Genomic DNA, 26,286 nt, shown 5'->3' with positions numbered 1-26,286 from the left:
AAAATACCGTTATTTCCTGGGTTTCATGGGGCCGGAGGATTGGCGGATGCGCATCTCCGGCTTGATCAGGTGCAGGCCGTCCGGCTCATGGCTGCCGGCAAGGCGGTCGAGGAGCGCGCGGGCGGCGAGGCGACCGACTTCCGACTGGCCATTCCAGACCGTGGTCAGCGCGGGCGTGGCGATCGAGGCTTCCTCGAGATCGTCATATCCCGTCACGGAAATATCGACGCCGGGCAGCAGGCCCGCCCGCGCGATGCCGTTCATCAGGCCGATAGCAACCAGGTCGTTCCAGCAAACCGCAGCGGTTGGACGCAGCGGCAAGGACAGGAAGTTGACCGCTGCCTCAAACCCGCCCTGGCGTGTCCGGGGGCCGGAGATCCTGAGTTCGGGCAGGACTTCGATGTCGGCCTTTCTCAATGCGTTCACATAGCCCTGATAGCGGTCGCGACCCGTAGAGGTCTGGTCGGTTCCGCCGACCATGGCAATCACCTTGTGGCCCAGGGATATCAGATGGTTTGTGGCCAGCGAGATGCCGTAGGTGTCGTCGCCGCGGAATGCGGGAAGGTTGACGTTGTCGATGGTACGCGCCACCAGAATGGCCGGCATACCATTTTCCTCTGCAAGCTCCAGATCTTCGCTGGGCGTGCCAATCGCCGGTGACATGATGATGCCGTCGCCGCCAAGCTGCAGCATGGTTTCGATGAAGTTGCGCTGCTTTTCGACGGAATCGTAATGGTTGGCAAGAATGAACGTATGCTGGCTGCGGTCGAGTTCACTTTCGATCGCTTTGAGGATTTCCGCGTAGAACGGATTCATGATGTCATGGACGATGACGCCGATAATGCCCGAGCGGGATGTCCGAAGGCTCGCGGCGCGTCTGTTGTAGATGTATCCGAGCGCGCGGGCCTGCTCCTTGATCTTGTCGCGAGTGGTGATGGCGACCAGCGGGCTGTCCCGCAGCGCCAACGAAACGGTGGCCGTCGATACGCCGAGCGTTTCGGCGATCGTCGATAGTTTAATCTTCTGGGCCATGCAGCCTCCCGCCGCGAATACCGATCTCCCGCGCCGCTGGTCGCGGGACCGTTCGCAATTTCTAAATCGATTGAGGTATCATATAATAGCCGCTCTGCAACATGTAGGCGCACCCGGGGCGTTCTTTATTCACCAATTACCTCCGCTTCTTCGCCGTCTGCCTGGAAATTCTGATTGATCTTTCTCAGTACCTTGCCGAATTGCCGGATTTCCTTTTCGGTCAGCCCGGCAAGCGCAAAAGCCTCTGTTGCCTTGACGGCGTATGCGATGGCGCCGACGTGCTGCCGTCCGGCCTCTGTCAGCGTCGCTCGCATCTGGCGACCGTCGATGTCGCCCGGCAAGCGGGCCACGAATCCCTGGGCCTCCATGCGCGCAAGTGTTCGCGTCATCGTCGGTGGCTTGACACCCAGTTGTCCGGCGATTGCCCCGGCTGTCAATGACTCCGCTTGCGCAAGCGCCAAGATCACGCCATCCTGGCCGGCATAGATGCCGCTGGCAGACAGCGAGTGGGTCAGGAAAGTCCGCATCGAGCGTGCCGCCCGGGTCATTTCCGACTGCAAAACACCGTGCGCGAAGCGTTCCTTGGGTTTCTCGGTCTTGACCTTCTTGCTCGGCTTGTCCTTCTTGACCATTTGCGCTCCGGGCCTTGCTCCAAGTTGCTTTGACTGTATGACGTTATACCCATCGGATTGGCAAGGGGAAGTTGTTAGCAATGAATGGCCAGACGCCAGAGGGCGATAACACAAAAACGATCGCTATCCTGCCGCTGGGCGCGCATGAATATCATGGCCCGCACCTGCCGCTGGAAACCGATACGCTGATTGTCGAAGGGATTGCCGAGCGATTGAAAGCTGCTCTGCCGGCGGATATCGATGCGGTTTTTCTTGATGCGGATCCGATCGGGTATTCGGTTGAACATGCGGACCGGGAAGGAACGCGGTCGCTGTCATGGGATAAGGCCATCGAGGGCTGGATCGACATCGCTGAAAACCTCGCGTCGAGCGGCATCCGCAAGCTGGTTCTGCTCAATGCCCATGGCGGCAACTCGCCCTTGCTGACCATTGTGGCAACCGAGGCGCGCATTCGTTTCAACATGCTGTGCGTAGCGACCAGCTGGACGCGTTTCGGCGTTCCGCCAGGGGTAATCTCCGCCGAAGACAAGGCGATGGATATCCATGGCGGTGATATCGAGACGTCGGTCATGCTGGCGCTGCATCCCGACAAGGTGCTGCTTTCCGAGCTCAAGGATTTCCCGTCGCGGCAAAGCGATTTCGCCCGAGACTACATCCATCTCAGGGCTTACGGTCCGCACGCTTTCGGCTGGAAGATGCGCGACTTGAATGAGGATGGAGCGGCGGGCAAGGCGTCGGCGGCGACGGCCGAGAAAGGCGAGAAGCTGATTGCCCACGCCGTCACGGGGCTTGTGGAGCTGATCGACGATGTCGCGAAGTTCGACATGTCGATTCTCAGGTGACCTGGGCTTATCGCGGGGAGATTGTCACCGGCGCACCATCGAAGGCAATTTCCTGCAACTTCATTCGCGCGACAGGCGGCGCGCCGATTTCGAAGGCGACATAGCCCCAGTTCAGGAATGAGGCTTTGCGCGCATTGTGGACATCCGGCCACGGGATGAAGAGCGGTGGATGGCGATAACGGAAAACGCGCCGGACTTCGAGATGGAATCCCTCGCTCGTCGGTGTGACCGTCAGTATCCTGTTGTATCGGGCAAGTCCGATCATGCCCGATACCGAGGAGAGGCGCTTGCCGTCCACAGGACTGCTTGGGGCCGCATAGAGCTTCGCCAGCCGGTCCCAACCGCCGAATTTTGACATCAACCACAAGATGGCTGACCAGAGGAGAAACACGAAGAGCGGCCAGACAACGATGACCAGCAGGACGATCAGCCATAACGATACGCCCGAACCGTTGTTCATGCCGCTCTTTCCGTGTTGTTGCACCGATAAAGGGCGGGTTTACCCGCCCCTTCTCAAGCCTTGCTGCCGTTACTTGGCCGAAAGGACGTCAACGCCCGGAAGAGGCTTGCCTTCCATCCATTCGAGGAATGCACCGCCAGCTGTGGAGACGTATGAGAAGTCATCGGCCACTCCGGCATGATTGAGTGCGGAAACGGTATCGCCGCCGCCGGCAACGGACACCAGCTTGCCGGCCTTCGTTTCCTCTGCGGCATGATTGGCGGCCGAAACCGTGGCGGTATCGAACGGTTCGATTTCGAAAGCGCCAAGCGGGCCGTTCCAGACAAGCGTCTCGGCCTTGCCGATCCAGGCGTTGACGGCCTTGATCGATGCCGGGCCGACATCGAGGACCATGGCATCGGCTGGGATCTTGTCGATGGCGACAACTTCGTTGGCGGCGCCTGCCTTGAACTCACGGGCCACGACACCGTCAACCGGCAGTACGATCTCGCAACCGGCCTTTGCTGCTTCCGCCATGATCTCGCGTGCTGTGTCCGCCAGATCGTGTTCGCAGAGCGATTTGCCGACATTGATGCCCTTGGCGGCCAGGAACGTATTGGCCATGCCGCCCCCGATCACCAGCCCATCGACCTTCTTGACGAGGTTCTTGAGCAGGTCGATCTTGCTGGAGACCTTGGCGCCGCCGACGATTGCCACGACGGGGCGCTTCGGTTGGCCGAGGCCTTTCTCCAGTGCTTCTAGTTCTGCCTGCATCGTGCGCCCGGCATAGGCGGGCAGAAGATGCGCAAGGCCTTCGGTCGAGGCGTGGGCGCGGTGCGCAGCCGAAAACGCATCATTGACATAGATGTCGCCGTTGGCAGCGAGTGCTCGCACGAAGTCCGGATCGTTCTTTTCCTCGCCCTTGTGGAAGCGCGTGTTCTCGAGCAGCAGCACCTCGCCGTTTTCGAGCCCAGCGACGGCCTTGGCGGCAGCGTCGCCGATGCAGTCGCTGGCGAAATGAACGCGGCGGTCCAGCACCGCTTCAACCGAAGGGGCAACGATCGACAGCGAGAATTCTGCTTCTGGTCCACCCTTGGGGCGACCGAAATGCGCCAACAGGATCACTTTTGCGCCCTTGTCGGCCAGTTCGGTAATCGTCGGTGCCACGCGCTCGATGCGGGTCGTGTCCGTCACCTTGCCGTCCTTGACGGGCACGTTGAGATCGACGCGGACCAGAACACGTTTTCCGGTGATGTCGTTGAGGTCGTCGAGGGTCTTGAAGGACGGCATGACTTGTATCCGTATCTGAGAGGGATGGGAGATTCCGGCGCGAATATACGACGGTGCGCCGTCGACGCAAGCCTTGCCTTTGTCCGTTCTCAGGCGCGGGTGAAACGATTGCGGATACGCTCGGAAATTTCCCTGATGTTGAGGAACACCGGTAGCGTTTTGGGAGGCTCGACGGCCTCCATCGAGACGCCGACCGAAGAAATGTGGTTGTTGTCATCGATGTCGCGCACGATCAGGATCAGCGATCCGAACCTGACCCGGTCCGCATAGTCGGCCTTGCCACCAAGCCGCGCGAGCATCATGTCGCCGACGCTCATGCCTTTTTCCGTCTCCAGCAGCAGCCCCGGGCCATAGGCCGCATCGAGTTCCCTCGCCGGACGCGCCGGCGAGATCGCGAAGGTGCCGAAGAATTCTTCGTCCTCCGCGTCCAGCTCGGCGCGGTTGGCAAACAGCCGGTCCAGCAGATGGATGAAGGTGGGCGTGACGAACACATAAACCAGGTCGTTCTCGCGCAGGCGGCCGGCATACTGATACCGCAGCGAGCGGCCGTCGCGGATAACCAGCGAGGGAGTCGCCCAGCGTGGAATTCGCGCGCCCTTGACCACCGGACTGTCAGGTATGACGCGATAAGACACAAGCTCGTGGTTGGCCGCGCGCGGCAGGTCGATTTCCAGCCGGTCCACTTCGCCGGTCTGCTTGGGTATCAGCAGGCCCAGCCGTTTGGCCACCGGCTTGATCGTCCAGCCCTGTAACAGCAGTGACACGAGTACGATGATGAAGGTGATGTTGAAATAGGTCTGGCCTGTCGGTATGCCGCTCAGAATGGGCAGGATGGACAGCAGGATGGAGACCGCGCCGCGCAAGCCCACCCAGGCGATGAACTTGATCTCGTTCTGGGCGAAGTCGAACGGCAGCAGGCACAGCCAGATCGCCAGCGGCCTGGCGATGAAAATGAGAAACAGGCCAAGTGCGATGGCAGGAATGATGATGACGTCGAACTGCGAGGGCGTGGCCAGCAGGCCCAGCATGACGAACATGACGATCTGGGCGAGCCACGTCATTCCGTCCTGGAAACGTTTGATCGCAAGCTTCTGCTGGAGCTCACGGTTACCGGCAACCAGTCCCGCGACATACACGGCCAGAAAGCCGCTGCCGTGGACGGTGCCTGTAATCGCGAACACCAGCAGCGCGAGCGCCAGAACCAGAATCGGAGTCAGCCCACGGTCCTGGTCAAAGCGGTTGGCGGCCGCGACGATCAGCCAGCCGCCGATCAGGCCGAACACGAGGCCGATGCCCATTTCCTTGACAAAGGAGAACAGGACCCCGCCATCAAAGCCGCTCAGGCCTTTTCCGGCGGTCACCAATCCGACGAGTGTCACCGTCAGGAAGATCGCCATCGGATCGTTGGTGCCGGATTCGACTTCGAGCGTCGAAGTAAGCTGGTCGCGGATGTTGATTCCGGAAATCCGGAGCAGGAAGAACACGGCAGCGGCATCGGTGGATGCGACGATCGAGCCGAGCAGCAGCCCTTCGAGCAAGGAAAAATCAAGTAGCCAGGTGGCAGCAAAGGCAAACAGGCTTGCCGTGATGAGTACGCCGATCGTGGCGAGCGTCATGGCGGGCAACGCAGCCACCTTGAACGCCTTTATATGCGTGCCGAAACCTGAATCGAACAGAATTACGGCCAGTGCCACAGAGCCCAGCTTGTAGGCGGCATTGTTGTCGTCGAAATCGATTCCGAGGCCATCGATGCCTGCGATCAGCCCAACGGAAAGAAAAAGAAGAAGAAGAGGGGCGCCGAAGCGGAATGCAAGAAGAGATGAAAATGCGGCAAGCAAAATCAGCGAGCTGAAAACAAGTAAGATAAGATAAAACGAATCCAAAACTCGCCCTTTCCCCACGCGCCGATCATGGCGAGCAGTATATCCGGTCGCCTTGAACAAATTTATTGATTGTTGATTCCGTAACGCCGCCGGTATTTCCGGCTGCGTGCGGCAATATAAGAAGACCGGAAAACGAATGCCGGCCGCAAATCAATGATGAATTATATGGACAAGAATAAGGCTGGCAACAGCAGAAAACAAAAAAGGAGCGGACTTTTGGTCCGCCCCTCGATGACTGGTCCCGGAGGAAGAATTAAAGCAGTTTTCCAAGCGCGACGGCCGTATCCGACATGCGGTTGGAGAAACCCCATTCGTTGTCGTACCAGGTGAGGATACGCACGAGATTGCCATCGATAACCTTCGTCTGCTCCGAAGCGAAGCTTGACGAATGGCTGTCATGGTTGAAGTCGATCGAGACCAGCGGCTCGTTCGAATAAGCCAAGATGCCCTTCAGTTCGCCTTCAGCCGCGGCCTTGATGGCGGCGTTGACTTCCTCAGCCGTGGTGCTCTTCTTGGAGATGAACTTGAGGTCGACGACCGAGACGTTCGGGGTCGGTACGCGGATCGACGAGCCGTCGAGCTTGCCCTTCAGTTCCGGCAGCACGAGGCCGACGGCCTTGGCGGCACCGGTCGAGGTCGGGATCATCGACAACGCGGCCGCGCGAGCGCGATAAAGATCCTTGTGCATCGTATCCAGCGTCGGCTGATCGCCGGTATAGGCATGGATCGTGGTCATGTAACCCTTCTCGATGCCGAATGCCTTGTTCAGCACGTATGCGACCGGTGCCAGGCAGTTCGTCGTGCACGAGGCGTTGGAAACCACGATGTCGTCCTTGGTCAGGGCGTTGTGGTTGACGCCGAAGACGATCGTCTTGTCGGCGTTGTCGCAAGGCGCCGAAACCAGCACGCGCTTGGAGCCGTTGGCGAGGTGTGCCGACGCCTTTTCCTTGGTCGTGAAGATACCCGTGCATTCCAGCGCGATATCGACGTTGGCCCAGGGCAGTTCCTTTGGATCACGCACGGCGGTGACCTTGATCGGGCCCCGGCCGGCGTCGATCGTGTCACCGGCGACGGTCACTGTGTGCGGGAATTTGCCATGCACCGAATCGTAGCGCAGAAGATGGGCGTTGGTTTCCACCGGACCCAGATCGTTGATGGCGACGACTTCGATGTCGGTGCGACCGGATTCGACGATTGCCCGAAGCACGTTGCGGCCGATGCGGCCAAAGCCATTGATGCCAACCTTGATAGCCATTCTGTATTCTCCCGCTTAAAAGCTGCGTAACATTCACTGGGGGCGAGGACCGGCATGGCGCCGGCCCTGCGCATGATCAGGCGAGCTTGGCGCTGACGGCATCGACCACCGCTTCCGGGGTGATGCCGAAGAACTTGTAGAGTTCCTTGTACGGAGCCGATTCACCAAAGCTCTTCATGCCGACAAAGATGCCGTCGGTGCCGATGAAGCGATCCCAACCCTGGCGAATGGCGGCTTCGATGCCGACCTTCACCTTGGCGTTGCCGATCACGGATGCCTGGTATTCTGGTGTCTGGGCATCGAACAGTTCGAAGGCCGGGACAGAGACGACGCGAGCGGCGATGTTCTTGGCGGCGAGGAGCTCCCTTGCCTTGACGGCGATTTCGACTTCCGAGCCGGAAGCGAAGATCGTCACCTGGGCACTGGCGTCCTCATGCAGGACGTAGGCGCCCTTGGCGGAGAGGTTTTCTTCCGAGTAGGTCGTGCGTGCTGGCGCCAGATTCTGGCGGGTCAGCGCGATGCCCGATGGATGTCCCTTGGATTCCAGTGCCACCTGCCAGCATTCCGCCGTTTCGGTTGCATCGGCCGGGCGGAACATCACTAGGTTCGGGATGGCGCGCAGTGCGGCCATCTGTTCGACCGGCTGGTGGGTCGGGCCATCTTCGCCAAGACCGATGGAATCGTGGGTCAGGACATGGATGACGCGGATGCCCATCAGCGCCGCAAGCCGGATCGACGGACGGCAATAGTCCGAGAAGATCAGGAAGCCGCCCGAATAGGGGATCAGACCGCCATGCAGCGCCATGCCGTTCATCGCAGCAGCCATGCCGTGCTCGCGAATGCCGTAGTGGACATAGCGGCCGGAGAAGTCTGTCGGTGTGATCGATGCTGTCTGGCTGGTCTTGGTGTTGTTGGAACCGGTCAGGTCGGCAGAGCCGCCGATCGTTTCCGGCACCACGCCGTTGATGACTTCCAGCGCATCTTCCGATGCCTTGCGGGTCGCAACGGTTGGCTTGGTCTCGGCAAGCTTCTGCTTGTAGGCGGAAATAGCCGGAGCCAGTGCCGCCGGCAGATCACCCGCGAAACGGCGGTCGAATTCGACCTTCTTGCTGGCAACGGCGTGGCGGTTCGCCCATTCCTTGTGCACCGAAGCGCCGCGGCTGCCAGCCTGGCGCCACATGTCGAGGATATCCTGCGGGATCTCGAAGGCAGGCGACGGCCAGTTGAGCGCAACGCGCGTCGCGGCGATTTCGTCTGCACCGAGGGGAGAGCCGTGCACCTTGTGAGTGCCGGCCTTGTTCGGTGAGCCAAAGCCGATCGTCGTCTTGCAGGCGATCAGGGTTGGCTTGTCGGACTTGTGGGCTTCTTCGATCGCGGCTGCGATGGCTTCCGGATCGTGGCCGTCGACGGCAATCGTATTCCAGTGGCTGGCACGGAAACGTGCATGCTGGTCGGTGGAGTCGGACATGCCGACAGTGCCATCGATGGTGATGTTGTTATCGTCCCAGAAGACGATCAGCTTGTTCAGCTTGAGGTGGCCGGCCAGCGAAATAGCTTCCTGGCTGATGCCCTCCATCAGGCAGCCGTCGCCGGCGATCACATAGGTGTAGTGATCCTGCAGATCGGCGCCGAACTCCTCGCGCAGCTTGCGTTCGGCGAAGGCAAAGCCCACCGAGTTGGCAATGCCCTGGCCGAGCGGGCCTGTGGTCGTCTCGATGCCATCGGCATAGCCGTATTCCGGATGGCCGGCTGTCTTCGAGTGCAGCTGGCGGAAACCCTTGATGTCCTCGATGGTCATGTCCTCATATCCTGTCAGATAGAGGAGTGCATAGAGCAGCATCGAGCCATGGCCGGCAGACAGGATGAAGCGATCACGGTCGGCCCAGTGTGGTGCCTTCGGATCAAACTTCAGGTAGCGGGTGAACAGCACGGTCGCCACGTCGGCTGCGCCCATAGGCAGACCGGGGTGGCCGGAATTTGCCTTTTCCACCGCATCCATGGCCAGAAATCGGATAGCATTCGCCATCCGGTCGTGTGTGTCGCGTGATATCATATCTTTGTCGCCGGCTCCGTAGTTTCAGGTCGGCAGCCTGATTGCGACTGCCGTCAAAGCAGGCGACACATAGCAGTTGGCGGCGCTGAGTCAATAAAATCACTGAGGCTTTGGGCGTGCCGCCGACAAATTTCATGCGGTGCACGCAGCCGGTTTCAACGGCCGGGTTTTCGCAAATTCAATGCAAGACTCCAACTCTTCCACAGAATAGCCTGATTTTGCGGCGCTTTGGTTGATTGACTGAAGTGGCAGCCTTCCCATACTATTGCTTTAGACAGCACAAGCGGGGCGGCTGCGATTCGCCTGCTTCGGGATGACGGGGACAATGTCAGCAGGAGTCGCAGTCACAGCAGCAATCGATCAGCTCCGCCAGGCGCTTGGCGAGCTGGACCATGCCATCGACATGAGGTTTGAGCGCGAGCGCGATTCAGCCGAGCTGGAGGGCGAGGTTCGCCGCACCCACGCCGACCGCTCGCGGCTCGCTCAGGAACTCGACCAGTCGGAGTTTCGGGCCAACCGGCTCGAGGAAGTCAACCGCGAGGTGTCGCGGCGGCTGGTGACGGCCATGGAAACCATTCGCGCGGTTCTCGACCGCTGATCAAGGCTCTGGTGAACGAGTAAAGTATGGCTCAAGTTACGGTGACGATCGACGGAAAGGCCTATCGAATGGCCTGCGAAGAGGGCCAGGAAGAGCATCTGACCGGTCTCGCGCAGAATTTCGATCAATATGTCGGCCACCTCAAGTCCCAGTTCGGCGAAATCGGCGATCTCAGGGTGACGGTCATGGCGGCGATCATGATCATGGATGAGCTTTCGGAGGCACATCGGGCCAAGGCGGCGCTTGAAGCCGAACTCGAAGGGCATCGCCGTCATCGCGAGGGTTTGGCGACGACCGCCGAAAGGAATGACGAGGCTGTCGCAAGCGTTCTGACGGAGCTTGCGTCTCAGGTTCGGGCAATTTCCGCCAAGTTGAATGATACCCCGGAAACGTCCTGAACTTCGCGTTGCGAAAAATGCAGTCATGGCCTTCCGCTTTGGTCTTCGGCAGTCTATATAGGAGTTGCGGTCTGCGCCTCTCGACAGGGTAACATTTTCCCGGGCCATACTCGATCTAAAGGGAGCTGTCCCTGTTCCGGCCTGTGGGCTGGCGCACACGGAACCCACCTACTTTGTAGGCACCAGGGATCGAACCACCCACCGGTTGTGTGGATCGCACTTTCCCCATTCTCCAATGCCACGGCTTTGCCGGAAACGGGCGAAGCCCGGTCCAGCAGGGCGGAGGACCGGGCTTCTGGGCGGCTGCGCCTCGGTGAACGGGGGGTTAAGCGCAGACGCGGACTTTCCTGAGATATGGCTTGCCGCTGTAGTCCTGGCCCCAGCTTCTCTTGAGTCGGCAGGTCGGCGTGCTGGATGTGTTCCATTCATCGGCGATACGAACCACCGCCGGAAGCTGGTCGTTGGCAGGGCCGTACGAACTGGCGACGGCCGGCGCGAATGCTGCGCCCGCAACGATCGATGTGGCAATCGCGGCCATGGTGACAATACGCATCGGAACCCTCCTTCATCCCTGGTTTTTTCTGGCGGCTCGCCGCTTGTTGAAACCGTTGTCGCATGAAGGGGCCGATAATGCTGTTACAGCCGTAACAGCCGTATGACGGCTCTATTCCGCCGGATGCGTGAACTTTTCGACCAGGGCCGAGGGCAGGCGCTGCGGTCGCCCATTGGCGTTGATGACGGCAACGATCACTCGCGCGGCGATCAGAAGCATGTCATTCCGGCGGATCTCCTGGTCGAGGATCAGCTTGGCGCCAGCGGCCTTTTCGGTCACGGTGCGGATCGTCAGCACGTCGTCCATCCGCGCTGGGCTCTTGAAGTCGATCTCCATACGATGGACGACGAAGACGAGATTGCCCTCGGCGACAGCCATCTTGCCCTGTTCGATGCCAAGGCAACGCAGGAAGTCTGTGCGGCCGCGCTCGAGGAAATGCAGGTAGCGGGCGTGATAGACAACGCCGGAAAAGTCCGTGTCTTCGTAATAGACCCGCTGGGTCAGGACATGGCCTTCGGACGTGAGGGTACCGGAAAGGGGAACGCTCTGCTGGTTCATACGCGCTTCTCTAAATGCTTCGCCGACGAACCGCTTACGACTTTCCAATGGCCGGGCCAAGCCCCGGCCTTGTCATCAACCCTTCCACAACCCTTCACGCACCAACTCATCCTGCGTCAACGCGATGCTCTTGTGCAGGATTTCCGCCATCGTATCGATCTGATCGCGGTTGATGGTCAGCGGCGGGCTCATCACGCACATGTTGATCAGTGGCCGCACCAGCAGGCCGAGCGCCTGGCAATGCCTGTCAATGCGTTTGCCCACTTCGAGATCGAGCGTCAGCGGATTGTTGCTGACATGGTCGGCAACGCATTCGATGCCCGCCATAAGCCCAAGTCCGCGCACTTCGCCCACCAGTGGCAGCTCTTCCAGCGCCTTCAGTCGCGACTGGAAATGATCCGAGATGGCGCGGGTCTCCGCCAGCAGCCCGTCTTCGAGGATGTCGAGGTTCTTGAGCGCGACCGCGCAGCCGATCGGATGGCTGGAATAGGTCAGGCCGTGGGCAAACATCGCGTCGTTGTGGTTGGACTGACGCAGATCCTCGAATAGTTTCGAACGGATCATCACCCCGCCGAGTGGGAAGTAACCCGAGGTTACGCCCTTGGCAAAGGTGATCATGTCGGGCTCGATGCCGAACACCTCCTTGGAGGCGAAGACGTGGCCAAGCCGGCCGAACGCGGTCACCACCTCGTCGGCGATGAACAGGATTTCGTGCTCGGCGCAAAGTGCGCGCATGCGCGGCAGATAGCCCGGCGGCGGCACGATGACGCCACCCGAGGCCATGACCGGCTCACCGATGAAGGCACCGATCCGGTCGGCGCCGACCTTTTCGATCGTCGCGCGGAATTCCTCGATGAGGAAATCGGTGTAGGCCTCCAGCGTCATGCCCTTGGGGCGGCGGAAGGGATTGGGGCAGGAGAGCTTGATCACTTGCTCTTTGGCGCTGTCCATCCAGTCATGATCGCGCGGCCGGCCGTTCATCGAGGCGGCAAGATAGGTCGAGCCGTGGTAAGCGCCTTCGCGCGAAACGATCAGCTTCTTTTCCGGGCGTCCACGCACATTGTTGTAGAACTGCATGAAGCGCAACGCCGTCTCGACTGCAGAAGAGCCGCCGGTTGTGTAGAACACGTGTCCCACGCCCTCCGGCGCATGGCCGGCCAGCCGTTCTGCAAGCAGCGCCGAAGGCTCGTTGGTCGTGTACCACGGCGAATTGTAGGACAGCGCCATCGCCTGGTCGTACATGACCTGCGACAGTTCCTTGTTGCGATGGCCGACATTGACGCACCACATGCCCGCGGGGCCATCGATCAAGCGGCGGCCCTCGGCATCGGTGACGTAGATGCCGTCGCCGCTTTCGATGAAGCCGCGCGCTTCGGCGCCGATCGTTTCGGACACTGGCCAAGGCTGCACGAGATGTTTTTCAGCAATCGCTTCGACAGCGTTTGGGGTGTTGCCGGCGAATTCCATCTCTTCCCGTTTTGCAGCCATGATGCCCTCCTGTCAGTTTCTGCATTTTGGCGTTTTCGCACAACATCATGTTTTATATTGATTTATCGAATTTATATTGATTGTGCGTTCAGTCAATATCGCAGAATGGCCGGAAATTGGCAATGCGGATTCGTCGCGGCCATCGTGGCTAACACCCAAATTTGCAGGGTGGCCTTCAGCCGCTGCGGAGCAGGCGCTTGCGGGTCTCGGAAGGGCTTTCCCGGAATTGCGCCCTGTAAGATCGCGAGAAGGCCGAGGCCGAGTTGAAGCCGGTGGCGGCGGCGATGTCGGCAAACGAAGTGCGGGTTTCGATCACCCGGCGTCGGGCGGCGTTCAGCCGGAGTGCGAGATAGTGCACGTGCGGACCGACGCCGAAGGCCTCGTTGAACAGGCTCTGCAGGTGCCGGGCGCTCAGGCCCGAACGCCGGGCAAGCTTTTCCAGCGAAAGCGGCTGGTCGACGCTTTCCTCCATCAGGCGCACGGCGGCATTGAGGCGCTTGTCCAGATGGCCGAGCGTGCCTGAGGGTGAGGGCAGGAGGTCAAGCCCACCGCCATCGCGCTCATAGAGAAAGGATCGCGATACTTCGAGCGCCAGCGAATAGCCTTGCCGTCGACGGATGATCTCGAGCATCAGGTCGAGTGTCGGAATGGAGCCGCCGCTGGTCATCCGCTTGCGGTCGATGACAAAGCGTTCCTTGATCACTTCGATCTGCGGGAAGCGCGCCGAGAAGTCGTCGTGATCCTCCCAGTGAAGCGTCACGCGGTGGTTGTCCAGCAGGCTTGCCTCGGCCAGCAGCCATGTGCCGGATTCGATGCCGGCGATCATCGAACGGTGCCGCGCGGTTTGCGACAGCGCCATCTTCATCGCCGGCGTGCTGTATTTTTTCCAATTGTAGCTGGAGACCACGAAAAGCGGCCGTGCGTCCTTGTCCGGGTGAAAAGCACCGTCGACCGGAATATCGATCTGGGCGGTGGTTTCCACCGGCTTGCCATCCGGGCTGAGCAGGCGCCATTGGTACAAAGTCTCGCCGGCGATGCGGTTTGCGGCGCGCAGGGGTTCGATCACCGAGGCCAGCAGGATCACCGTCGTCTCGGGAAAAGCCAGAATATCGAACTCGATGGAATGCTGCGGTGCGTCAAACATGAGAGAGCATGGCTCCGATTATGTATAGAATATTGCCGAAAATGAAAAGCAAAGCAATCGAGTCTGCAACTTAATTGCGCCAGTAGATCCGAGGAGGATGATTTTCCAATGCCACTGAACATGAACCGCGAAGTCTTCATCACCGCCGCCGTAACCGGCTCGGGCGATACCGCCGGCAAATCCCCGCACGTGCCGCGTTCGCCAAAGGAGATTGCCGCATCGGCCATCGACGCTGCCAAGGCGGGTGCTGCCGTGGTCCATTGCCATGTGCGCGATCCGGAAACCGGCGCCGCCAGCCGCCGCAACGACCTCTACAAGGAAGTCACAGACCGTATCCGTTCCGCCGATGTCGACGTGGTGCTCAACCTCACCGCCGGCATGGGCGGCGATATGATTTTCGGCGATGTCGAACGTCCGCTGCCGCTCAAGGAGCAAGGCACCGACATGGCCGGCGCCACCGAGCGTGTTTCCCATGTCGCCGAATGCCTGCCGGAAATCTGCACGCTCGATTGCGGCACGATGAACTTCTCGCTCGGCGATTACGTCATGACCAACACGCCGTCGATGCTGCGCGCCATGGCCAAGATGATGACCGATCTCGGCGTCCGCCCGGAAATCGAAGCCTTCGACACCGGCCATCTGTGGTTTGCCAAGCAGCTGGTGGAAGAGGGCCTGATCGAGGATCCGGTGCTGATCCAGCTCTGCATGGGCATTCCTTGGGGTGCGCCCGATGACCTCAACACGTTCATGGCAATGGTCAACAACGTCCCGTCCAATTGGACCTTCTCGGCTTTCTCCATCGGTCGCAATGCGCTCGCTTATCCGGCGGCGTCGATCCTCGCCGGCGGCAATGTCCGCGTCGGTCTCGAGGACAATCTCTATCTCTCCAAGGGCGTGCTGGCCACCAACGCACAGCTGGTCGAAAAGGCCGTCGGCGTGATCGAAGGCATGGGCGCCAAGATCATCGGCCCGGAAGAAGTCCGCAAGAAGCTGAAGCTGACCAAGCGGTAATAAGAAACACTCCGCCCAAACCCTCCCCACAAGGGGGAGGGCTTAATCTGCATCAACTGCCCGCGCCAAAAACTGAGCGCACTGCAAGCTGAAATGTCGATTTAAATTGATATGGGGCGGCAAGTTAAGCCCCTCCCCCTTGTGGGGAGGGGTTTGGGGCGGGGTCTTAAACCTAGGTAGAACAACCATGACCAAAATCAACAAGGCAGCCTGTATCGGCGGAGGCGTCATCGGTGGCGCCTGGGCAGCGCGTTTCGTGCTCGCCGGCATCGACACCAACATGTTCGATCCGCATCCGGAAGCGCAGCGCATCATCGGCGAAGTGATGGCCAATGCCGAGCGCGCTTACGCGATGCTGACCATGGCGCCCTTGCCGCCGAAGGGGAAACTGACCTTCTGCAAGACGATTGAGGAAGCCGTTGATGGCGCCGACTGGATCCAGGAAAGCGTTCCGGAACGGATCGAGCTCAAGCGCAATGTCATCACCCAGATCGACGCGGCGGCTGACCCCAAGGCGCTGATCGGCTCGTCCACATCGGGCATCATGCCGACCGAGTTGCAGCGCGACATGAAGCACCCCGAGCGGATGTTCGTCGCACATCCCTACAATCCCGTCTATCTGCTGCCGCTTGCCGAACTTGTCGGCGGTGAAAAGACCAGCAAGGCGACGCTGGAGGAAGCCAAGGCAAAGCTCGCGCCGATCGGCATGAAGGGCGTCATCCTCAAGAAGGAAATCGAAGCCTTCGTCGGCGACCGTCTGCTCGAAGCCGTCTGGCGCGAAGGCCTGTGGCTGATCAAGGACGACATCTGCGACACCGAGACGCTCGACGACGTGATCCGCTATTCCTTCGGCATGCGCTGGGCGCAGATGGGCATGTTCGAAACCTATCGCATCGCTGGCGGCGAAGCCGGCATGCGCCACTTCATCGCACAGTTCGGTCCGTGCCTCTCCTGGCCGTGGACCAAGCTGATGGATGTGGTGGATCTTACAGACGAACTGGTCGACAAGATTGCCAGCCAGTCCGACGCCCAGTCTGGCGCCTATGGCTTTCGCGAACTCGAGCGCATTCGCGACGAAAATCTCGTCGGCATCATGCAGACTCTCAAGGGCAGTAATGGCGGTCAGGGCTGGGGTGCGGGCAAGCTGCTCTCCGAATTCGAGGAGCATCTCTGGAAGAATGCGCCGAAGCCGGAAGCCAAGGCCAGCAATGAGCCGATCAAGCTGCTCGATGCCAAAGTCCACCCGTCCTGGGTCGATTACAACGGCCATATGACGGAACACCGCTACAGCCAGTGCTTCGCCGATTCCGCCGACGCGCTGCTGCGCCTGATCGGCGTGGACATGGATTATGTCGCAGAGGGTCATAGCTACTACACTGTCGAAAACCATGTGCGGATGCTCGATGAGGCCAAGCTGGGCGAGGCGCTTTACGTCAAGGCGCAGATCCTGCCAGGCGATGGCAAGAAGCTGCACACTTTCATGTGGCTTTACCGCGCCTCTGACGACATGTTGCTCGCCACCGGCGAACACCTGATGCTGCATGTGTCCTCGAAAGAGGGCAAGTCGGTACCGCCGCTCGCCGCCGTTCTGGCCAAGCTGCAGCCGCTGATCGATGCACATGCGGGATTGGCGCTGCCGGAAGGCGCTGGGCGGCATGTGGGGCAGAAGAAGGGCTGAGTTAGCGCAAGCGTCGCCCCCTCATCCGGCGCATTCGCGCCACCTTCGCCCCGGTGGGGAGAAGAGGGAGTTCGCTCTATCTGCCTTGCCTGAAATTCCAGGCCATGAATGAATTGAGAGGGTGCAACAATCACCCTCTTCTCCCCCTCGGGGAGAAGGTGGCGCAAAGCGCCGGATGAGGGGGCCTTCGCGTCGCCCTGAAACTTGGATCTAGGGAGGAACCACTCCATGAATTTCGGATTGACCGAAGAACAGGACATGATCGTCAACACCGTGCGGAGTTTCGTGGAAACCGAAATTCATCCGCTCGAGGACGAAGTCGAAAAGCAGGGCTTCGTGCCGCCCGAGATGGGCCAGGAAATCGCCCGCAAGGTCAAGGAGCTCGGCTTCTTCGGATGCAACATGCCCGAAGATGTCGGCGGCGCCGGCCTCGACCACCTGACTTTCACGCTGGTCGAGCGCGAACTCGGCCGGGGCTCGATGGCGCTGACAGTGTTCTTCGGCCGTCCGTCCGGCATCCTGATGGGCTGCAACGCCGAACAGCGCGAACGCTACCTGATCCCGGCCACCAAGGGCGAAAAGTTCGATGCGCTGGCCATGACCGAGCCGGGCGCCGGCTCCGACGTGCGCGGCATGAAGTGCTTTGCCAAGCCGGATGGCTCGGACTGGATCGTCAACGGCACCAAGCACTTCATTTCGCATGCCAACATCGCCGATTTCGTCATCGTCTTTATCGCCACCGGCGAAGAGCAGACGCCGAAGGGCCCGAAGAAGCTGATCACCTGCTTCCTCGTCGATCGCGGCACGCCGGGTTTTGAAATCCGCGACGGCTATGATTCCGTCTCGCATCGCGGCTACAAGAACTGCATCCTGAATTTCGATGATTGCCGGCTGTCGTCGGCGCAGATCCTCGGCGAAGTGCACAAGGGTTTTGATCTGGCCAACGACTGGCTCTACGGCACCCGTCTGACCGTGGCCGCCAACTGCGTCGGCCGCGCCCGCCGCGTGTTCGAGATGGCCCTGCCTTACGCCGCAGAGCGCAAGCAGTTCGGCAAGCCGATCGGCGCCAACCAGGGCGTTTCCTTCAAGCTTGCCGACATGATCACCGAGATCGATGCTGCCGACTGGCTCACGCTGGCGGGCGCATGGCGGCTCGACCAGAAGCTCCCTGCCAACCGTGAAATCGCCTCCGCCAAGCTCTACGCGTCGGAAATGCTTGCGCGGGTCACCGACGAGGCGATCCAGATCTATGGCGGCATGGGCCTGATGGACGACCTGCCGCTCGCCCGTTTCTGGCGCGATGCTCGCGTCGAGCGGATCTGGGACGGCACGAGCGAAATCCAGCGCCACATCATCAGCCGCGATCTGTTGCGCCCGTTGGGGGCGTGAGACTTTAGAATGCCGCTCACCCGAGCCCTCTCCCCGTAAGAACGGGGAGAGGGAATCCGCTCCGAACGTGCTGCGTGTCCCTTCTCCCCGTCATGACGGGGCGAAGGTGGCCGACAGGCCAGATGAGGGGCAAACAAAGATGAGATCGAACCTTTCATGAAAAAACTTTCCCCTAGTTCCCTTGGCCGGCTTATCCGTCCGAAATCCATTGCAGTCTTCGGCGGCAAGGAAGCCGGCCGGGTCGTCGAGCAGTGCCGCAAGATGGGCTATACCGGTGAGATTTGGCCGGTCCATCCGACCAAGGACGAGGTTCACGGCTACAAATGCTATCGTTCGGTCGCCGATCTTCCGGCCGCGCCCGATGCGGCTTTTGTCGGCGTCAACCGAACGCTGACGATCGACATCATGCGCGAACTCTCCGAGCGCGGCGCGGGCGGTGCGATCTGCTACGCTTCGGGCTTCTCCGAGGCCATCAAGGAGCTGCCCGACGGTGATGAGTTGCAGGCCGCCTTGGTCGAGGCTGCAGGCGACATGGCGGTGGTTGGCCCGAATTGTTACGGCTTCATCAACATGCTCGATGGCGCCCTGTTGTGGCCGGACCAGCATGGCATGATCCGCACCGAACGCGGCGTGGCAGTGCTGACCCAATCCTCCAATATCGCCTGCAACGTTTCCATGCAGGCACGCGGCCTGCCGCTTGCCTATCTCATGACAGCGGGCAACCAGGCGCAGACAGGTCTGTCGGCGCTTGCCGTTGCAGCGCTGGAAGACCCGCGTGTCACCGCCGTCGGCCTGCATATCGAAGGTTTTGACGATCTCGAAACGCTGGAACTTCTCGGCCAGCGGGCACGAGAGCTGAAGAAGCCTGTAATCGCCCTGAAAGTCGGAAAATCCGAAGCGGCGCAGAAGGCCACTGTTTCACACACCGCCTCGCTTGCCGGCAATCACAAGGTCTCGTCAGCCGTGCTCGCGCGACTGGGAATCGGCCAGGTGGACACATTGCCCGAGATGCTGGAAACGCTGAAGCTGCTGCACGTCGCTGGCACGCTTGTCAGCAACGAGGTCTCCTCGATGAGCTGCTCGGGTGGCGAGGCTTCGCTGATTGCCGATGCCGGCGTCGGCCGCAAGGTCAGCTTTCGTGACCTGAAGCCGGAACAATACCAGCCGCTGCGCGAAACGCTCGGCCAGATGGTGACGATCTCCAACCCGCTCGACTATCACACCTTTGTCTGGGGCAATGGTGAAAAGCTGACGGCTGCCTTCTCGACGATGATGCAGGGCGACTATGCGCTGAACCTTGTCGTACTCGACTTTCCCCGCATCGACCGCTGCGACCCGGCCGACTGGATGACCACGGTCAACGCGATGATCGCGGCCCACAAGGCAACCGGCGCCAATGCCGGGGTCGTCGCCTCGATGGGCGAGAACATGCCTGAGGCGGTGGCGCAGATGCTGATGGAAAACGGGGTGATACCATTCATGGGGATCGACGAAGCGCTTGTCGCCGTCGAGATCGCGCATGCCATCCACCAGGCGTGGGCAGCACCCGTGCCGCTGCCGCTGCTGAAAGGTGAAGCCTCCGAAGGCGAGGCAGTCACACTCAGCGAGTCTGAATCCAAGCAAGTGGTGAAACCTTTCGGTCTGCCGGTTCCCAAGGGTATGCTGGTCGCCACGCCGGAGGAGGCGGCAAAGGCTGCTGCCGAGATCGGCTTTCCCGTGGCCCTCAAGGGTTCGGGCGTCGCTCACAAGACCGAGGCCGGTGCGGTCAAGCTCAACCTAGCATCCGAGGCTGACGTCATCGCTGCGGCCAAAGCAATGGCGGGTGTCGCTCGTGGCTTCCTGGTCGAGAAAATGGCGGCCAGGCCGGTCGCCGAACTGATCGTCGGCGCGCTTCGCGATCCGGTTGCGGGGCCCGTTCTGACCATCGGAGCCGGCGGTATCCTCGTCGAGCTGATGGACGATTCCGCTGTCATCACGCTGCCGACGACCAGAGACGATATTTGCAAAGCGATCGACGGATTGAAGATCACCAAGCTTCTGACCGGCTATCGCGGTCAGGCGAAGGGCGACATGGCCGCACTCATCGATGCGGTCTCGGCTGCCGCCGATTTCGTCATCGCCAATGCTGCTGATATCGAGGAACTTGACATCAATCCGCTGATGGTGCTGCCCGAAGGGCAAGGCGTCGTGGCGGCAGATGCGCTGGTGCGGATGAGAATGTAATCGCCCCTCACCCTAACCCTCTCCCCGTAAGGGCGGGGAGAGGGAAACTGCTCCGAGTTTGCCGCGAATGCCTTCTCCCCGTGTCAACGGGGAGAAGGTGGCCGACAGGCCGGATGAGGGGCAATCCTAAGCAACCGAACCGAGAGAAACGATATGACCGACGAACCGATCAAGACCCGCCGCGAGGGCGGCATTCTCGAAGTGACCATCGATCGGCCGAAGGCCAATGCGATCGATCTGGTCACCAGCCGGATCATGGGCAAGATCTTCCAGGATTTCCGCGATGACGACAGCCTGCGCGTGGCGATCATCACCGGTTCAGGGCCGAAATTCTTCTGCCCCGGCTGGGACCTGAAGGCCGCTGCTGCCGGCGATGCGGTCGACGGCGATTACGGTGTCGGCGGTTTTGGCGGCATGCAGGAGCTACGCGATCTCAACAAGCCGGTCATTGCGGCGATCAACGGCATCTGCTGCGGCGGCGGACTGGAAATCGCGCTGTCGACCGACATGATCCTTGCCGCCGAGCACGCGACTTTCGCACTGCCCGAAATTCGTTCAGGCACGGTGGCCGATGCCGCCTCGATCAAATTGCCGAAGCGCATTCCCTACCACATCGCCATGGACATGCTGCTGACCGGCCGCTGGCTCGACGCGTCGGAAGCTCATCGCTGGGGCTTCGTCAACGAGATCCTCCCCGCCGACAAGCTGATGGAACGCGCCTGGGAACTCGCCCGCCTGCTCGAAAGTGGGCCGCCGCTCGTCTATGCCGCAATCAAGGAAGTGGTGCGCGAAGCCGAAGGCAACAAATTCCAGGACACGATGAACAAGATCACCCGCCGCCAGCTCAAGACCGTCGACGTTCTCTATGGCAGCGACGACAATCTCGAGGGTGCGCGCGCATTCGCGGAAAAGCGCGATCCGGTGTGGAAGGGGCGGTAGCAAGCTCCCTCACCCCGCCTCCGCTTTGCTCGGCGGACCTCTCCCCAAGGGAGAGGAGGAACGAGACGGTGCGGCAAACTCTCTCTCTTCTCCCCAGCGGGGAGAAGGTGGCCCGTAGGGCCGGATGAGGGGGGCTGCGAACCTCGGCTTGTCCATTTGTGAGCGGTTCAAAGGGTCGCTAACTTAAATCCGTCCTCATCCTCTCCACCTTTTCGATCCACTCCCGCCCCATGTGATAGGCCTTGAGCGCATCCATCGCGTCCTCGTTATCGAGGCGCGAACAGATGCGGTAAATCTCCAGCACCTCGGCGCTCATTTCGCCCGCCTTGTAGAAATACATCGCTGCCGCATAGCGCGTCCGGCCTGACCATTCCACGCCCGTCGGCGTGAGGATCAACTGCCAGTTCTGGCGCGCCTCCTCATCCATCATGTTAATCCCGGCGGAGTTGCGCCGCGCCGGTCGAGCTTGAGGAACGGCCTCGGCGCGATCTTTACCGGCTTCATCAGCTTTTGGTAGTTGAGCTCGCGGAGCGCATAGATTTCTACCCAGAGATCATTCAGGATCTTCTCGCCAAACGGCCTTTCGAGGCTGGCGATGGCAATGTTCTTCTTCAGGATCGGTGACCAGGCGGAGGCGGTGATAATGCCCACCTCACGTTTCTTCTTGTGGTAGATCAGCGACAGCGGGCCCGCTACATTGCCCTCGATTTCCAGCCCCACAAGGATGTGCTTCAGCGTTTTCTTCTCGCGCGCTTTGACAATGGCTGTGCGGCCATTGAAGTTCGGCTTCTCCAGATCGACCAGCCAGTCCAAGCCGATCTCGTCGGGCAGGCGCAAGCGGTCTTCACGCAGCGCCGTCTCGGAGGTGACGAAATCGGCATTGGCGACGATGAAACCGGCTTCGATACGGGCATGATTGAGAGCGGCATAGCCGATGGCCCGCATACGGTTCTTCTCGGCGACGGCCCAGAGCCGGTCCCAGAGGCTCAGCGCCAGTTCGCGCGGGCAGAACAGTTCGTAGCCGAGATCGCCGGTGAATCCGGTACGAGATATAGTGACGCTGCCTCCCTCATGTGGGAAGCTCCCAAGCTGGAACGGTTTGAGGTTTTCGACGCCTTGGAAACCGGCATCGCGCAGCACGGCATAGGAGACCGGTCCCTGCAGAGCGAGACCGGCAATTTCGGCGCTCTCGTCAGCGATCGACACGTCAAAGCCGTCGGCGCTGTCGAGCAGCCACGGCAGGTGACGTTCCTGCGAGCAAAGGCGAAACTCGTCCTGACCAAGCCGGAACAACGTGCCATCGTCCAGCACGTGTCCATGGTCGTCGCACCAAGCGGTGTAGTGAACCCGGTTGACGCCCAGCTTGCGGACGTCGCGGACAGTCAGACGATTGCAGAACGCCACCGCGTCCGGACCCGATATGCGGTACTTTGTCATCGGCGAGATGTCGAACAAAGCCGCTGTCGAACGGATAGCGAAATACTCCAACTCTTCGTCCGAGAGCGTGTGCGGCGCCTTGTAACCTGACCAGGCATACCAGTCATTGTTGGTATTGAGCGCTTCGAGCCGGGTGAAGAAGGGCGTGCCGAGAAGCGGCGTCAGCACATGGCCGGCGGCGATTGCACGGGCATTGCGGGAGAGGGCAGGGATCTGGTTCATGCTGGTCTCCTCGAAAGAACGTGCTTGGCCGCGTTCATGCCCGGCAGGCCTGATATGCCGCCGCCGGGGTGGCTGCCGGCGCTGGCGAGATAGAGGCCGGCGAGCGGTGTGTCGTAGCCCGAAACGGCAAAGGTCGGACGGTTGAGCAGCATCTGGTCGACCTGCAATTCGCCATGGTGCCAGTGCCCACCCGGCATATTGTACCGCGCTTCGATATCCGGCGGCACAAGCAATTCGCTTGACGTGACCGAGGCGGAGATGCCCGGCGCGTAACGCTCCAGCACATCCATGATCGCGGCCAGGAATTTTGGCTTGCCGGTTGCCCAGCCCTCCCTGAGATCATAGGGGGCATATTGGACGATGGCCGAGAGTGTTGCGCCACCCGAGGGTGCAAGCGACGGATCGAGCAGGCTGGGCAGCGTGATTTCCATCACCGGATCCGGCGAGAACGCGCCATATTTCGCCGGATTGAAGGCAGACTCCACATGGGCGATCGAGCGTGCAATGACCAGTCGCCCCTTGAGATCAGCAGCACTGACCCCCGTAAAAGCCGGGATCTTGTCCAGTGTGAGGGTCAGTTTGGCAGCGTCGCCCTTGGTTCTTACATGCTTGAGGCTCGTCGACAGATGCGTGTCGATCTCGCCCGGCGCAGCGAGCTTCCTGAGCGTCGTGACCGGGTGGATCGCCGAAACGATGACAGGAGCCAATATCTCCTCGCCCGAATTGAGCACCACACCGGTCGTCCTGCCGCGTTCGGAGAGGATTCTTGCTACCGGCGCATCGAGGCGGATTTGCGCACCATATTTCACTGCGGCTTTTTCGAGTGCGGAAGCAATTGCCGCCATGCCACCCTTTGGAAGAAATTGTCCGCCGGGGCTGCCATTGGCTTCGCCAGTCAGGCGATAGTAAAGCCCTAGCAGTGAGGTCGGCGAGCGTGGGCCTAGATGGATGCCGAGCGTCGCATCGAAGGCGATCAGGCCTTTTAGCCGGTCGTCCGTCAGGTATTCGTCGGCAATGTCGGCGACATTCATTAGCGCCATGCGGGCGAAATCGCGCGCCTCGTCACGGCCGTTGCGGATAAGCCCGAGGCCCGTGAGGCCGAGATCGACCATATCGCTGAACGCGATGTCCCCCGGTCGCGGCGGGCGCTTTGCGAGGAATCGTTTCAGCACGGCGGCTTGCATCAGCAACTTCTTGCGCATGCCGGCCCATCCCTGCGCCTCGGCGGCGGTGACGCCTTCCAAGATTTCGCCGTAGCCGCCGCGCAGAATGACAGGCCCCTTGTCGGGGTCAAGAACGATGGTTGGTAAAAGTTCGCCGGCTAAAGAGTTTGGGTCGATAGCGAGGCCAGACACCACTGCGGGCGACAGGCGGTTGACGATATGGGCAAGGTTGATCGCGCCGCCGATCCTGTCCGAAGCTTCCAGGACGAGGATCTTTTTTCCCGCCTTGGCGAGGAAACCGGCAGCGACCAGCCCGTTGTGCCCGGCGCCGATGATGATTGCGTCAAAGGATGTCATGGGCGGGGCTCATGTGCTTGTTGGGTTTCTTGAGATCGCGAAGGATTTCCGCTGCCGCGTTGCGGCCCGGGGCACCCATCACTCCGCCGCCGGGATGGGTTGACGAGCCGCACATCCACAGGCCCTCGACGGGGCTGCGATATTGCGCATAACCGGGCACCGGCCGGTTGAACAACAGCTGGTCGAAGGTCAGTTCGCCCTGAAAAATGTTGCCTTCGGTCAGGCCTACTTCCGCTTCGAGCTCGCGCGGCGTGCGCACTTCCATGTGGAGAATCCGGTCGCGGAACCCCGGCGAGTAGTCGGCGATCTGGCTGACAACGGTTTCAGCGAAGGCGTCGCGGTCGGCATCCGTCCAGTCCCGGCCCTCGACCTTCGGCGGACAATATTGCACGAAACAGCTCATGAAGTGCTTGCCCGGCTCGGCCATGGTCGGGTCGAGCGTCGTCGGGATCATCGCATCGAGGAACGGGTCGGCAGACCAGCGCCCGGCCTTCCAGTCGTCGTATCCGCGCTCGATGCGCTCGACGGTATCGGTGAAATGCAGGTCGCCCTTGATGCAGGTGGATCCGTGGGGCAAGTTCGGGAATTCGGGCAGGCCGTCGAGCGCGATGTTCACCTTGCCCGACGATCCCCGCATCTTGAAGTGTTTTACCCGGTGAACGAATTTTTCCGGCAGTTCCTTCTCATCGACAAGCTTGAGGAACGTGCGCTTCACATCGGCATTGGAGACGACAATGTTGCCGCGCACCTCGTCGCCATTGGCGAGCGCCACGCCTTCGGCCTTGCCGTTTCGGATGATGACCTGGCTGACCTCGCTGTCGGTGAGGATCGTACCGCCAGATGCCTGAAACGACGAGGCGAGCGCTTGCGTCACCGCGCCCATGCCGCCGCGCGCATAGCCCCACGCGCCGACCGAGCCATCGACTTCGCCCATGTAGTGATGCAGCAGGACATAGGCCGTGCCTGGAGACATAGGGCCGAGTGCCGTGCCGATGATGCCGGAGATCGCCAGATAGGCCTTGATCACTTCGGTCTCGAAATATTCGTCGAGGAAATCCGAGATCGACATGGTCCAGAAGCGCAGCGTCTGTGCCATCTGCTCCGGGCTGAACTCGCCCATCTTTTTGGCGAGGAACATCAATTCGCTGATGTCGCGCGGCTTGAACGAGAACGGATCGGGCGCGGTGCGCATCAACAGCGGCTGGATGAAGCGGCACTGACGCGTCACGTCACGGGCATAGCGCTCGTACGCTTCCGCATCGCGTGCTGAGTAGCGGGCGAACTCGCGGCGATGCTGATTGTGATCCCGATAGGAAGCGAGATAGCCACCCTCGCGGGTCAAGACGGCGCCGCCTTCATAGGCAACGATCTGCAGTCCATGCTTCGGCAATTCGAGATCGCGCATGATCTCCGGCCGAAAGAGCGAGCAGACATAAGAGCAATTGGAGTAATAGACGCCTGATGACAATGTGCGACTGGTCGCCGCGCCGCCGACCCAGGCGTTCTTCTCCACGACGGCCACATCCAGGCCAGCCCGTTGCAGGTAGCAGGCCGCAACCAACCCGTTATGGCCGCCTCCGATCATGACGATGTCGTACTTTTTCATGCTCTTCCCCGTTTTCTGGATTAAAAATTGGCATAGGAAGTCGGACCTTGTCCAGTTATTTTGAATGAACATTCAGTCAATATGTTGCAATTATCT

The 26,286-nt window shown here is 60.7% G+C and carries 23 protein-coding genes and 1 other RNA gene; 9 read left to right on the top strand and 15 right to left on the bottom strand.

Features of this window, described 5'->3' with window-relative positions; genetic code table 11:
• Positions 1-9 precede the first annotated feature (9 nt).
• Positions 10-1,032 carry a LacI family DNA-binding transcriptional regulator gene (locus tag JJB09_RS06580; RefSeq protein ID WP_201654949.1) on the bottom strand — a complete coding sequence of 341 codons (1,023 nt, stop codon included), beginning with the start codon at positions 1,030-1,032 and terminating at the stop codon, positions 10-12.
• Between the two features lie 125 nt (positions 1,033-1,157).
• Complete coding sequence (locus JJB09_RS06575) at positions 1,158-1,664, bottom strand: MarR family winged helix-turn-helix transcriptional regulator (protein ID WP_201654946.1); 507 nt, start codon at positions 1,662-1,664, stop codon at positions 1,158-1,160.
• 80 nt (positions 1,665-1,744) lie between these two features.
• On the opposite strand from JJB09_RS06575, the gene JJB09_RS06570 reads away from it, so the two are divergent.
• Positions 1,745-2,506, top strand: coding sequence for a creatininase family protein (locus JJB09_RS06570; RefSeq protein ID WP_201654943.1), 762 nt, complete (start codon positions 1,745-1,747; stop codon positions 2,504-2,506).
• Positions 2,507-2,513: 7 nt separating this feature from the next.
• On the opposite strand, the gene JJB09_RS06565 is transcribed toward JJB09_RS06570, so the two are convergent.
• The 5 genes from JJB09_RS06565 to tkt form a co-directional block, all read right to left on the bottom strand.
• Positions 2,514-2,966: a hypothetical protein gene (locus tag JJB09_RS06565; RefSeq protein ID WP_201654940.1), complete on the bottom strand. Its 453-nt coding sequence runs from the start codon at positions 2,964-2,966 to the stop codon at positions 2,514-2,516.
• A gap of 69 nt (positions 2,967-3,035) precedes the next feature.
• Positions 3,036-4,235 (bottom strand): phosphoglycerate kinase, encoded by a 1,200-nt coding sequence (locus tag JJB09_RS06560; RefSeq protein WP_201654937.1) that lies wholly within the window; start codon positions 4,233-4,235, stop codon positions 3,036-3,038.
• Between the two features lie 89 nt (positions 4,236-4,324).
• The gene (locus JJB09_RS06555; protein ID WP_201654933.1) at positions 4,325-6,118 is read right to left on the bottom strand and encodes a potassium/proton antiporter; all 1,794 of its coding nucleotides are present in this window, start codon (positions 6,116-6,118) and stop codon (positions 4,325-4,327) included.
• 253 nt (positions 6,119-6,371) lie between these two features.
• Entirely contained in the window at positions 6,372-7,373 is a 1,002-nt protein-coding gene (gene gap / locus JJB09_RS06550; RefSeq protein WP_201654930.1) for a type I glyceraldehyde-3-phosphate dehydrogenase, read from the bottom strand.
• Positions 7,374-7,449: 76 nt separating this feature from the next.
• Positions 7,450-9,426, bottom strand: a complete 1,977-nt coding sequence (gene tkt / locus JJB09_RS06545) for a transketolase (RefSeq protein WP_201654928.1) — start codon at positions 9,424-9,426, stop codon at positions 7,450-7,452.
• 325 nt (positions 9,427-9,751) lie between these two features.
• Between tkt and JJB09_RS06540 the strand changes: the two genes are divergently transcribed.
• From JJB09_RS06540 to ssrS, 3 genes are all read left to right on the top strand, one after another.
• Positions 9,752-10,024, top strand: a complete 273-nt coding sequence (locus tag JJB09_RS06540) for a DUF4164 domain-containing protein (RefSeq protein WP_425523689.1) — start codon at positions 9,752-9,754, stop codon at positions 10,022-10,024.
• A gap of 26 nt (positions 10,025-10,050) precedes the next feature.
• The gene (locus JJB09_RS06535; protein ID WP_201654922.1) at positions 10,051-10,422 is read left to right on the top strand and encodes a cell division protein ZapA; all 372 of its coding nucleotides are present in this window, start codon (positions 10,051-10,053) and stop codon (positions 10,420-10,422) included.
• A gap of 65 nt (positions 10,423-10,487) precedes the next feature.
• Positions 10,488-10,642, top strand: a non-coding RNA gene (gene ssrS / locus JJB09_RS27100) — 6S RNA.
• A gap of 105 nt (positions 10,643-10,747) precedes the next feature.
• Here the strand turns inward: ssrS and JJB09_RS06530 are convergent.
• The 4 genes from JJB09_RS06530 to JJB09_RS06515 form a co-directional block, all read right to left on the bottom strand.
• Positions 10,748-10,975 carry a hypothetical protein gene (locus tag JJB09_RS06530; RefSeq protein ID WP_201654920.1) on the bottom strand — a complete coding sequence of 76 codons (228 nt, stop codon included), beginning with the start codon at positions 10,973-10,975 and terminating at the stop codon, positions 10,748-10,750.
• 111 nt (positions 10,976-11,086) lie between these two features.
• Positions 11,087-11,533, bottom strand: coding sequence for a tol-pal system-associated acyl-CoA thioesterase (gene ybgC, locus JJB09_RS06525; RefSeq protein WP_201654917.1), 447 nt, complete (start codon positions 11,531-11,533; stop codon positions 11,087-11,089).
• A gap of 75 nt (positions 11,534-11,608) precedes the next feature.
• Entirely contained in the window at positions 11,609-13,021 is a 1,413-nt protein-coding gene (locus JJB09_RS06520; RefSeq protein WP_201654914.1) for an aminotransferase, read from the bottom strand.
• Between the two features lie 175 nt (positions 13,022-13,196).
• Positions 13,197-14,165 (bottom strand): GlxA family transcriptional regulator, encoded by a 969-nt coding sequence (locus JJB09_RS06515; protein ID WP_201654911.1) that lies wholly within the window; start codon positions 14,163-14,165, stop codon positions 13,197-13,199.
• A 108-nt stretch (positions 14,166-14,273) separates the two neighbouring features.
• Between JJB09_RS06515 and bcoG the strand changes: the two genes are divergently transcribed.
• The 5 genes from bcoG to JJB09_RS06490 all read left to right on the top strand — a co-directional run bounded on the left by bcoG (position 14,274) and on the right by JJB09_RS06490 (position 21,405).
• Positions 14,274-15,176 carry a 3-dehydrocarnitine:acetyl-CoA trimethylamine transferase BcoG gene (gene bcoG, locus JJB09_RS06510; protein WP_201654908.1) on the top strand — a complete coding sequence of 301 codons (903 nt, stop codon included), beginning with the start codon at positions 14,274-14,276 and terminating at the stop codon, positions 15,174-15,176.
• Positions 15,177-15,363: 187 nt separating this feature from the next.
• Positions 15,364-16,854, top strand: coding sequence for a carnitine 3-dehydrogenase (locus JJB09_RS06505; RefSeq protein WP_201654905.1), 1,491 nt, complete (start codon positions 15,364-15,366; stop codon positions 16,852-16,854).
• Positions 16,855-17,082: 228 nt separating this feature from the next.
• On the top strand, positions 17,083-18,243 hold the full coding sequence (locus JJB09_RS06500) for an acyl-CoA dehydrogenase family protein (protein ID WP_201654902.1): 1,161 nt from the start codon (positions 17,083-17,085) through the stop codon (positions 18,241-18,243).
• 156 nt (positions 18,244-18,399) lie between these two features.
• Positions 18,400-20,466 carry an acetate--CoA ligase family protein gene (locus JJB09_RS06495; RefSeq protein WP_201654899.1) on the top strand — a complete coding sequence of 689 codons (2,067 nt, stop codon included), beginning with the start codon at positions 18,400-18,402 and terminating at the stop codon, positions 20,464-20,466.
• 153 nt (positions 20,467-20,619) lie between these two features.
• The gene (locus tag JJB09_RS06490) at positions 20,620-21,405 is read left to right on the top strand and encodes a carnitinyl-CoA dehydratase (protein WP_201654897.1); all 786 of its coding nucleotides are present in this window, start codon (positions 20,620-20,622) and stop codon (positions 21,403-21,405) included.
• Positions 21,406-21,583: 178 nt separating this feature from the next.
• On the opposite strand, the gene JJB09_RS06485 is transcribed toward JJB09_RS06490, so the two are convergent.
• The 4 genes from JJB09_RS06485 to JJB09_RS06470 are packed head-to-tail and all read right to left on the bottom strand — an operon-like array spanning position 21,584 to position 26,190.
• Positions 21,584-21,832 carry a hypothetical protein gene (locus tag JJB09_RS06485; RefSeq protein ID WP_343228989.1) on the bottom strand — a complete coding sequence of 83 codons (249 nt, stop codon included), beginning with the start codon at positions 21,830-21,832 and terminating at the stop codon, positions 21,584-21,586.
• Complete coding sequence (locus tag JJB09_RS06480) at positions 21,832-23,064, bottom strand: aminomethyl transferase family protein (RefSeq protein ID WP_201654891.1); 1,233 nt, start codon at positions 23,062-23,064, stop codon at positions 21,832-21,834. Before JJB09_RS06480 ends, JJB09_RS06485 begins: the two co-directional genes overlap by 1 nt.
• Positions 23,061-24,584 (bottom strand): phytoene desaturase family protein, encoded by a 1,524-nt coding sequence (locus JJB09_RS06475; protein ID WP_201654888.1) that lies wholly within the window; start codon positions 24,582-24,584, stop codon positions 23,061-23,063. The genes JJB09_RS06480 and JJB09_RS06475 overlap by 4 nt, the downstream gene beginning before the upstream one ends.
• Complete coding sequence (locus tag JJB09_RS06470; protein ID WP_201654885.1) at positions 24,571-26,190, bottom strand: phytoene desaturase family protein; 1,620 nt, start codon at positions 26,188-26,190, stop codon at positions 24,571-24,573. The genes JJB09_RS06475 and JJB09_RS06470 overlap by 14 nt, the downstream gene beginning before the upstream one ends.
• Positions 26,191-26,286 lie beyond the last annotated feature (96 nt).

Origin of the sequence: Phytoamicus setariae (assembly GCF_016722925.1) — a bacterium.
Taxonomy (GTDB): domain Bacteria; phylum Pseudomonadota; class Alphaproteobacteria; order Rhizobiales; family Rhizobiaceae; genus Rhizobium_E; species Rhizobium_E setariae.
Note: the sequence above shows the minus strand (reverse complement) of the source record. Positions and strands in the feature narration are given on the sequence as shown.

Coding starts and splice junctions, on each gene's coding strand:
- JJB09_RS06580 (WP_201654949.1), bottom strand. CDS start 1,032: ATGGCCCAGAAGATTAAACTATCGACGATCGCCGAAACGCTCGGCGTA.
- JJB09_RS06575 (WP_201654946.1), bottom strand. CDS start 1,664: ATGGTCAAGAAGGACAAGCCGAGCAAGAAGGTCAAGACCGAGAAACCC.
- JJB09_RS06570 (WP_201654943.1), top strand. CDS start 1,745: ATGAATGGCCAGACGCCAGAGGGCGATAACACAAAAACGATCGCTATC.
- JJB09_RS06565 (WP_201654940.1), bottom strand. CDS start 2,966: ATGAACAACGGTTCGGGCGTATCGTTATGGCTGATCGTCCTGCTGGTC.
- JJB09_RS06560 (WP_201654937.1), bottom strand. CDS start 4,235: ATGCCGTCCTTCAAGACCCTCGACGACCTCAACGACATCACCGGAAAA.
- gap (WP_201654930.1), bottom strand. CDS start 7,373: ATGGCTATCAAGGTTGGCATCAATGGCTTTGGCCGCATCGGCCGCAAC.
- tkt (WP_201654928.1), bottom strand. CDS start 9,426: ATGATATCACGCGACACACACGACCGGATGGCGAATGCTATCCGATTT.
- JJB09_RS06540 (WP_425523689.1), top strand. CDS start 9,752: ATGTCAGCAGGAGTCGCAGTCACAGCAGCAATCGATCAGCTCCGCCAG.
- JJB09_RS06535 (WP_201654922.1), top strand. CDS start 10,051: ATGGCTCAAGTTACGGTGACGATCGACGGAAAGGCCTATCGAATGGCC.
- JJB09_RS06530 (WP_201654920.1), bottom strand. CDS start 10,975: ATGCGTATTGTCACCATGGCCGCGATTGCCACATCGATCGTTGCGGGC.
- ybgC (WP_201654917.1), bottom strand. CDS start 11,533: ATGAACCAGCAGAGCGTTCCCCTTTCCGGTACCCTCACGTCCGAAGGC.
- JJB09_RS06520 (WP_201654914.1), bottom strand. CDS start 13,021: ATGGCTGCAAAACGGGAAGAGATGGAATTCGCCGGCAACACCCCAAAC.
- JJB09_RS06515 (WP_201654911.1), bottom strand. CDS start 14,165: ATGTTTGACGCACCGCAGCATTCCATCGAGTTCGATATTCTGGCTTTT.
- bcoG (WP_201654908.1), top strand. CDS start 14,274: ATGCCACTGAACATGAACCGCGAAGTCTTCATCACCGCCGCCGTAACC.
- JJB09_RS06505 (WP_201654905.1), top strand. CDS start 15,364: ATGACCAAAATCAACAAGGCAGCCTGTATCGGCGGAGGCGTCATCGGT.
- JJB09_RS06500 (WP_201654902.1), top strand. CDS start 17,083: ATGAATTTCGGATTGACCGAAGAACAGGACATGATCGTCAACACCGTG.
- JJB09_RS06495 (WP_201654899.1), top strand. CDS start 18,400: ATGAAAAAACTTTCCCCTAGTTCCCTTGGCCGGCTTATCCGTCCGAAA.
- JJB09_RS06490 (WP_201654897.1), top strand. CDS start 20,620: ATGACCGACGAACCGATCAAGACCCGCCGCGAGGGCGGCATTCTCGAA.
- JJB09_RS06485 (WP_343228989.1), bottom strand. CDS start 21,832: ATGGATGAGGAGGCGCGCCAGAACTGGCAGTTGATCCTCACGCCGACG.
- JJB09_RS06480 (WP_201654891.1), bottom strand. CDS start 23,064: ATGAACCAGATCCCTGCCCTCTCCCGCAATGCCCGTGCAATCGCCGCC.
- JJB09_RS06475 (WP_201654888.1), bottom strand. CDS start 24,584: ATGACATCCTTTGACGCAATCATCATCGGCGCCGGGCACAACGGGCTG.
- JJB09_RS06470 (WP_201654885.1), bottom strand. CDS start 26,190: ATGAAAAAGTACGACATCGTCATGATCGGAGGCGGCCATAACGGGTTG.